General features: G+C 64.4%; 5 protein-coding genes and 1 pseudogene. 1 reads left to right on the top strand and 5 read right to left on the bottom strand.

Translation table 11 applies throughout. From position 1 onward, the window contains the following. The 4 genes and pseudogenes from AC0L2J_RS30095 to AC0L2J_RS30080 all read right to left on the bottom strand — a co-directional run. Window positions 1-147 (bottom strand): annotated as a pseudogene (locus tag AC0L2J_RS30095) (methyltransferase); the annotation flags it as partial. 75 nt (window positions 148-222) lie between these two features. Next, window positions 223-1,368: a GNAT family N-acetyltransferase gene (locus AC0L2J_RS30090; protein WP_473395421.1), complete on the bottom strand. Its 1,146-nt coding sequence runs from the start codon at window positions 1,366-1,368 to the stop codon at window positions 223-225. Between the two features lie 92 nt (window positions 1,369-1,460). After that, complete coding sequence (locus AC0L2J_RS30085) at window positions 1,461-2,834, bottom strand: O-antigen ligase family protein (protein WP_473395420.1); 1,374 nt, start codon at window positions 2,832-2,834, stop codon at window positions 1,461-1,463. A 41-nt stretch (window positions 2,835-2,875) separates the two neighbouring features. Further along, window positions 2,876-3,943: a glycosyltransferase gene (locus tag AC0L2J_RS30080; protein WP_473395419.1), complete on the bottom strand. Its 1,068-nt coding sequence runs from the start codon at window positions 3,941-3,943 to the stop codon at window positions 2,876-2,878. A gap of 247 nt (window positions 3,944-4,190) precedes the next feature. Between AC0L2J_RS30080 and AC0L2J_RS30075 the strand changes: the two genes are divergently transcribed. Further along, complete coding sequence (locus AC0L2J_RS30075; RefSeq protein WP_473395418.1) at window positions 4,191-5,177, top strand: glycosyltransferase; 987 nt, start codon at window positions 4,191-4,193, stop codon at window positions 5,175-5,177. Window positions 5,178-5,192: 15 nt separating this feature from the next. On the opposite strand, the gene AC0L2J_RS30070 is transcribed toward AC0L2J_RS30075, so the two are convergent. Then, a complete protein-coding gene (locus AC0L2J_RS30070) occupies window positions 5,193-6,221 on the bottom strand; it encodes a glycosyltransferase family 2 protein (protein WP_473395417.1) in 1,029 nt (342 codons plus the stop codon). Window positions 6,222-6,590 lie beyond the last annotated feature (369 nt).

The following is a 6,590-nucleotide window of genomic DNA, read 5'->3' as shown; positions in this document are numbered from 1 at the left end:
GAGAGAGATCGACCACGGTCCAGGTCCGACGAACGGCTCGCGCCTGACGGTGCGAAAGGCTTCCTCGATACGGGGGTCCGCGGCCCTCGCCGCGGCGCAGATCAACTGCGCATAGAATGCGCGATATTTTGCCGACCGATCTTCCATGTCGCCTCCAGGAAACAGGCGACGATAACACAGCGATTGCGATAATCGAGTGACCCTGCAATCCAGGGCAGCGCGTCAGCGTATCTCCTTGCCCATCGCCCGCGCCGCAACGGCGGCGAGCCTGGGGTGACGGCGCAGGCCCTGCGCGACATGGTCACGCCACGCGAAGGGCATGCCGCGCCAGGACAGCGCGACGCTGACATCGGTCAGCGGCAGCGGCTCGGCGCCGAAGCGGCGCTTGTAATCCTGGTTGCCGATGCTGAGGTCGAAACGGCGCACGCCGTCCGCATGCAGGGCCGCCATGGTGCGCTCGGTCACGAGCAGTCCCGGCGAGCAGCTCGACCACGAATCGCCGGCATGGCTGATGCGCAGGAGAAAATAGGTCGCACCGAACCTGACGCCGAGCGTGGTGGCAACGACGGCCTCGTCGCAGACCAGCGCCGAGATGACGGCGTAACCGTTCGCGACGCCCCGACGCGCGACCTCGCGATAAAACTGCGCATGGGTTTCGTCGTTGAGGACGAAGCGCGAGCCGAGCTTTCGCATGCGCGCCTGCTGCTGGACATCCATCACGTCCAGCAGCTCGCGCGCACGCGCGACACCGGTGGCGATCTCGAATCGCGCGCCGGCGTGACGATTGAAGACGCGCCAGCAGCGTGGCATCTGCATGCGCTTGATCGAGGCCTGGTAATCTTCATAGTCGTCGCCGGTCAGCACGAGGTTGCCGTTGAGCGAGCAGGATCCGATCCGGCCGAGCGACACCAGCGGGTTCGGACTGCCGCCGATCTGGGCCGGCATCTTCTTCAGGCGGAGCAGATCGAAGCGGTCCGGCAATGCGCGCAATGCGTCGATCAGCGCCTTGCCGATCGCATCCGCCGCCGCCGCGTCCAACGCGGCATCGAGCGCCAGGATCGGCGCGTTGTTGTCGGAGACGCCAAAATCGGCGAATTCGACGATGCGGATGCCGCGCCTGAGGTGGCTGATCATCGGCACCATTGCGATATCCTTGCCGCTCGCGACATCGGAGAGGACGGCAATCAGCGGCGAGAGATCGTGGAACGCCTCGTACCACGCGCTGAGCCAGTATCCATGCTGGAATGCAGTGCGATGGCCTAAGTTCAGGCGTGATGCGGCCCGCTGCCAGTCACGCACGAAATCGACCGCGATTCCCGACGTGCTGGACACAAGACCATCTGGTTGCTCGACGCTGAGGATCGTCATCCGCGGGACATACGATTACTGGGTGCTTCCGGATAGATTATGTTTGGTCGCGGCCACAACTGACCTCACCGCTTATCGTTAAGCCGATGCCACTACGGCGGCACCGGCTGCGACATGTCATCCGGTTCCGTTTCCGCGACGCATTGGAACCTGGCCAGGAAGTGCAGGCCGGCCACGGCAACGGCGAACATGAACCAGATCGGATTCTGCCGTTCGAGCAGGAAGGTCTCGGTGGCCCCGTAGTACAGGCCAAACAGCCACACGGTCAGGAACAGCTTTGCCAACGCACCGCTGCGGTTGTGAGTTCGGGCCGTCTGGAAATTGCCGAGCGGCGCGAGCACGAAGACGAGGATCACCAGCAACAGCCCCGGCACGCCGATGGTCACCGCGAGGTCGAGATAGCTGTTGTGGCTGTGCGCCGCGCTCGTCGCCCATTCGGCGCCCTGGGCGGTCTGCCGCGCGGTCACGTCGTCCCAGAACGCGGCGTAGCCATGGCCGATGATCGGCTTCTCGGCGACAGCTGCAAGCGCGAACTCCCAGATGGCGGAACGGCCGGTGAAAGTGGGATCGAGCGGAAGCAGCCGCGTCATCGTCCCGAGCGCCGGGCTCACGACGCTGCCAACCGTCAGCAGGTTCATCACGATCAGCGGCACGAAGCAGATGATCCGCTTCAGCCACAGGCTCGGCGTGACGCAGACCAGCGAGGCGAGCGCGTAGATTGCAAGACACAGCACCGACGACGTCTTGCCGCCGGTGAAAATCAGGAAGATTCCGGCCAGCGCGGCGACGGCCGGGCCCATCACGAACGAGCCGACAGCGGACAGGTAGATGCCGACATAGACCAGGATGGTCATCACCGGCGAGGCGATGTTCTTGTGGCCAAAGCTGCCGCGCCAGTCACCGGCCAACTGCGGCTCGGTGACGTCGAGTGCAGTGTGCATCGAGTATTGCGGGGCCATGATGACGCCGAGATAGCAGAGTGCGAGCAATACGAGCGCGGCGCCGCCAAGACACAGATTGAAGCTGCGCTGCGTCGGCGGCAGCAACGGCAACAGCACCGCAAGCGACATCACGCTGGCCGCGAGCACGAAGCGCTGCATCGAGACTCCGCGATTCTCGGAGAAGACGATGTTGATCAACAGCCATCCGACCAGGCAGATATGCAGCGGCGTCACCAGGGTCTTCAGCGCAGGCGCATCCGTTGCGGCGACGAACAGGACCGCGACCGCGGCCAGCAGGCCCCAGGCGACATAAGTGAGCGCCATTCGTCCGCCGATGACGGTGGTGACATCCTCGTTGCGCAGATCGGGAAACGGATCGAGCGTCACCAGCACGAGGAGCAGCGCTGCGACCGCAACAAGGCAGCGCGCCGCCCGCACGGTGTTGAGCCTCGCAAGCCCATCGCGCAGGACGCCGCCGAACGATCGGACCTCGACATCGGTCATGTCAGTAGCGCTGCGATCCATGGCTCGAAACTGGTGGTGAAGCCGGGGGGAAGCTTCAAGTCTTAGCCGATCCCTGTTAAGCATTCGTCAACCAGTCCAGCGGGGCTCTGCGGCACCGCCTGCTGCCGGACGATGCCCCGCGCGATCTCGTAATATTGAAGCGCACGCTGTTCCAGCGTGAGATTGTCGAGCACGAAGCCGCGCGGCTCGAAGGTATCGGCGGCGCACCCGGCCCAGAAATCATCCCATCCCGCCTCAAACCCGGCGATGTCGACGAATTTGGCGCCGCAACGATCGTCCCAGTACGGCACCGACGACACCGGCGCGAACTGGACGCGATGCGGATAGTAGTCGGGGTCTCGCCACGGCCCGCCGGGATCCCAGGCGAGCACCGGCACGCCGCAAGACAATGCCTGCTGATAGGCGATGCCCTGGCTCTCGTTCTGGCACAGGAAGATCATCGCACGCGAATGCGCGAGCGCGGCCCGATAGTCTTCTTCCTTGTAGCTGCCGTAACGCAGCTCGGTGAACGAGTGGCCTTCCCTCGTGAGCCGGGCGCGGACGGGCTCGATCAGCTCCGCCGCGTAGCGATCGCGGTCCCAGTGCACCTTGTCGTAGATCAGGACGTCGACGCTCTTTTGCGACGTCGGGGACGGTGCCCAGAGATCCGTGTCGATGCCGATCGGCCAGGCCTCCGTATCGGGCCAATGCGGCCGATACATCTCGGCGTACCATGGACCGGGCACCACGACCTTCTTGACCGGCAGGCGCTTGAACAGGTCGGGATCGTCGAGCGGATGATTGTGGGCGGCGACGCCGAGCAGGATCGGATTTTTCCAGGCAAACTTGTCGAGCAGGAAGGTGCGGCCGATGATGCAGGCGAGTTCGCCCGGATGCCGCGCGATGTAGCCGTAGTCGTTGACGCGATAGCGGATACCGAGCCGATCGAGTCCCGCACAGAGATTGAGGAACACGCGGAGCTGCCCGCTCATGCGCGGCTCGCCGAGCAGCATGCGACGCGCCATGCGCCGCAGATGCCGATCGCCGGGAAACCAGCGATCGTCTTTGTCCTCGTAGAACAGGTTGAGGACCATGTCGTCGGGATCGTAGTCGAATGTCTTTGCGGGCACTGGGATCCATCCGCGGCGGCCTGGTGCGCATTCTCGCATGGTACCGGCTGTCGCACTCTTCCAAATTTGCCACAGGCTTAATGCCGGCGGCTTAACGCTAATTGACGAAACCAACGCCGCGGCAGCCTTCGTGGCGACGCTTTTTTCCCAATGCGAGTATTATTCGCGACGGCCAAGGTTGCGATCGATCGCATTGCCAACTCGCAGATGCGCCCTGGTTAACAGACGGTTAAAGGCGAGTCGTATCTTGATCACCGCGGAAGACATTCTCGAATTGCCCGCCACATCGCGTGTGGTTCCGGCGGCGCGCCTCCCGCTGCAGGTCGGCTCAACCACATCGGTGTCCGTCGTCATTCCGGCCAAGAATGTTGCGGCCTATATTGGCGAAACCCTCGCCAGCGCACTGGCGCAGGCCGAGGTCAGCGAAGTGATCGTCGTGGACGATGGCTCGACCGACGGCACCACCGCCATCGTCCATGCCATTCGTGACCCGCGACTGCGCCTGATGACCAACGGCGCAGCCGGCGTATCGGCAGCGCGCAATCTCGGCGCGGAGCATGCGAGCGGCCAATGGCTGCTCTTCCTCGACGCCGACGATCGCCTGCGGCCTGGCGCGGTCGCGGCGCTGCTGGCGGCTGCGAGGGGTGCGCCGCGAGCGGTTCTCGTCTACGGCGACTACAACACGATCGACAGCGAGGGACGGCAGATCGGCCGTCGGGATCTACTGAAAGGACGCCGCAAACCGTCCGGCGACGTGCTGACGCGGCTCGCGGCCGGCAACTTCATCGTCAATGGCGGCATTGCGCTCGCACGTGCAGAGGCCTTCCGCGCCATCGGCGGCTTCGACGTCGCGCTCAGATATTGCGAGGATTGGCACTGCTGGTGCCGCCTTGCCGCGATCGGCGAATTCGAATTTGCGCCGAACCTTCTGCTCGACTACCGCCTGCATACGGCCAACACCATGAACGCTGCGGTGCGGACGCCACAGGATTTCTTTCCGGCGATCGCGCGGGTGTTCGACGACGGGCTGATCATGGCACGACTGCCCGCGGGCATGGCGGCCGCACTGCGCCAGGCCGCCGAGGTTCATCTCGTCACGTATTCGGCGATGCAAGCGGTCCGCTTCGGCAGATATCGCCAGGCCTTGACCTATCTTGGGATGGTCGGGCGCCGCTCGCTCAAATCGCTGCCGCGCTCCGCGGTCAGGGTCGCCCTCGCCTGCTTTGGTATTTAGCCCGCCGCCTCGGCGTCAGGACGCGATCTTCGAGGCCTCATAGGGTTTCGGCTCGATGCCGAACGCGGCGAGCAGCGAGCCGAGCGCGACCATCACGGGATGCATCGCGACGACGGCCTTCGACGATTTCAGCAGGCCGGCCGCGCGCACCAGCGCCAGCGGCAACCTTGCGAGCATCTGCGCAAAGACCCACACTCGCGCCGCTGCCCCCTGCGCGGCCTTGGACTGCACACGATAATTGATCGCGCCGATGCGCAGGCCGCGCTTCACGATCCAGCCGAAACTGGTGCGGCTTTGCGGCACCGTCTCGGTGATGACTGCCTCCGCCGTCCAGTGGAACGTCATGCCGGCATCGCGGCAGCGCACGAAGAAATCGCAGTCACCGCCGCCGAGGAAGTTGAAGCGGGGGTCGAAGGCGGGACGGGCGAAGCTCTCGAATGCCGCACGCGTGATCAGGCAATTGCCGCAGCCGTAGATCAGGGGCACAGCGCCGCTGTAATCATAGGCGGGACAGAAAACGGGGTGGCGCGAAAGCCAGGGCATGCTGTGGTCCTCGAAGACCGGCAGCACCGGCCCGCCGACCAGATCGGCGCCGGTGGCCTCCGCGGTGCGGACCATCAGTTCGAGCCAATCGGGCGAGGCGATCTCGTCGTCGTCGATCATCAGGAACCGGGTCGCGGCCGGAAACAGCGCCAGCGCCGTCTCGAACGCGGCGTTGATCGCCTGGACGTTGCCTTGCCGTTTCTCGACCAGGCAGACACCCTGAAGCCTGCCATCGGCGAGATATTCCGCGGCCACCGGCGCGCTTTCGCGCCGGACCGCATCGTTCTCGACCATGACGACGGCGAAGGAGCGCGGGGTGCGCTGGCTCGCGAGCGAGTCCAGCGTCAACCGCAGATGCTGCGGGCGGCGGAAGCAGGGGATGCAGACGACGATACCAACCGACAGGTCGATGATCCGGGAGCTGGCCGCGATCTCCCGGTTGGGATCGCGCACGGCATCCGAGATACGCATGGCGGACAGGTCTGTCGGGATCAATGTCATGACGTTCTAGATGTCCGAGATAGATTGAAAAAGCCCTGCTTCGATCCCGGGGATCAGCGTCGTCCCGCGACGGCACATCGCCGCGGGACAGGCACGTCCCAAAATGAACGGCCGGTTTGAGCCTCGCGACGGCACAACGCCGCCGATTTTCCGCCATCCATGCACTTAACTGCTTTCAGGTGTTTCTGCTGCGAAACCTTGCGCGCGTGATACTGCAATTCGCGGTCCACCGTGCCGACGGGGGCTGGCGCGGAAGATACCGTAGTTAACGCACATGCTCATTAACCTGACCGTAAGCACTGCGACGGGTGAAGCGTCGCGGCATCGGATTTGCTCTACGGGTACACGAGATTTTTCCTGTAAATTTAA

The organism is Bradyrhizobium sp. MV1.5, assembly GCF_055807615.1.
Note: the sequence above shows the minus strand (reverse complement) of the source record. Positions and strands in the feature narration are given on the sequence as shown.

What these genes read in the sequence shown, in the direction of transcription:
- AC0L2J_RS30090 (WP_473395421.1), bottom strand. Translation starts at nt 1,368, where the DNA reads ATGACGATCCTCAGCGTCGAGCAACCAGATGGTCTTGTGTCCAGCACG.
- AC0L2J_RS30085 (WP_473395420.1), bottom strand. Translation starts at nt 2,834, where the DNA reads ATGGATCGCAGCGCTACTGACATGACCGATGTCGAGGTCCGATCGTTC.
- AC0L2J_RS30070 (WP_473395417.1), bottom strand. Translation starts at nt 6,221, where the DNA reads ATGACATTGATCCCGACAGACCTGTCCGCCATGCGTATCTCGGATGCC.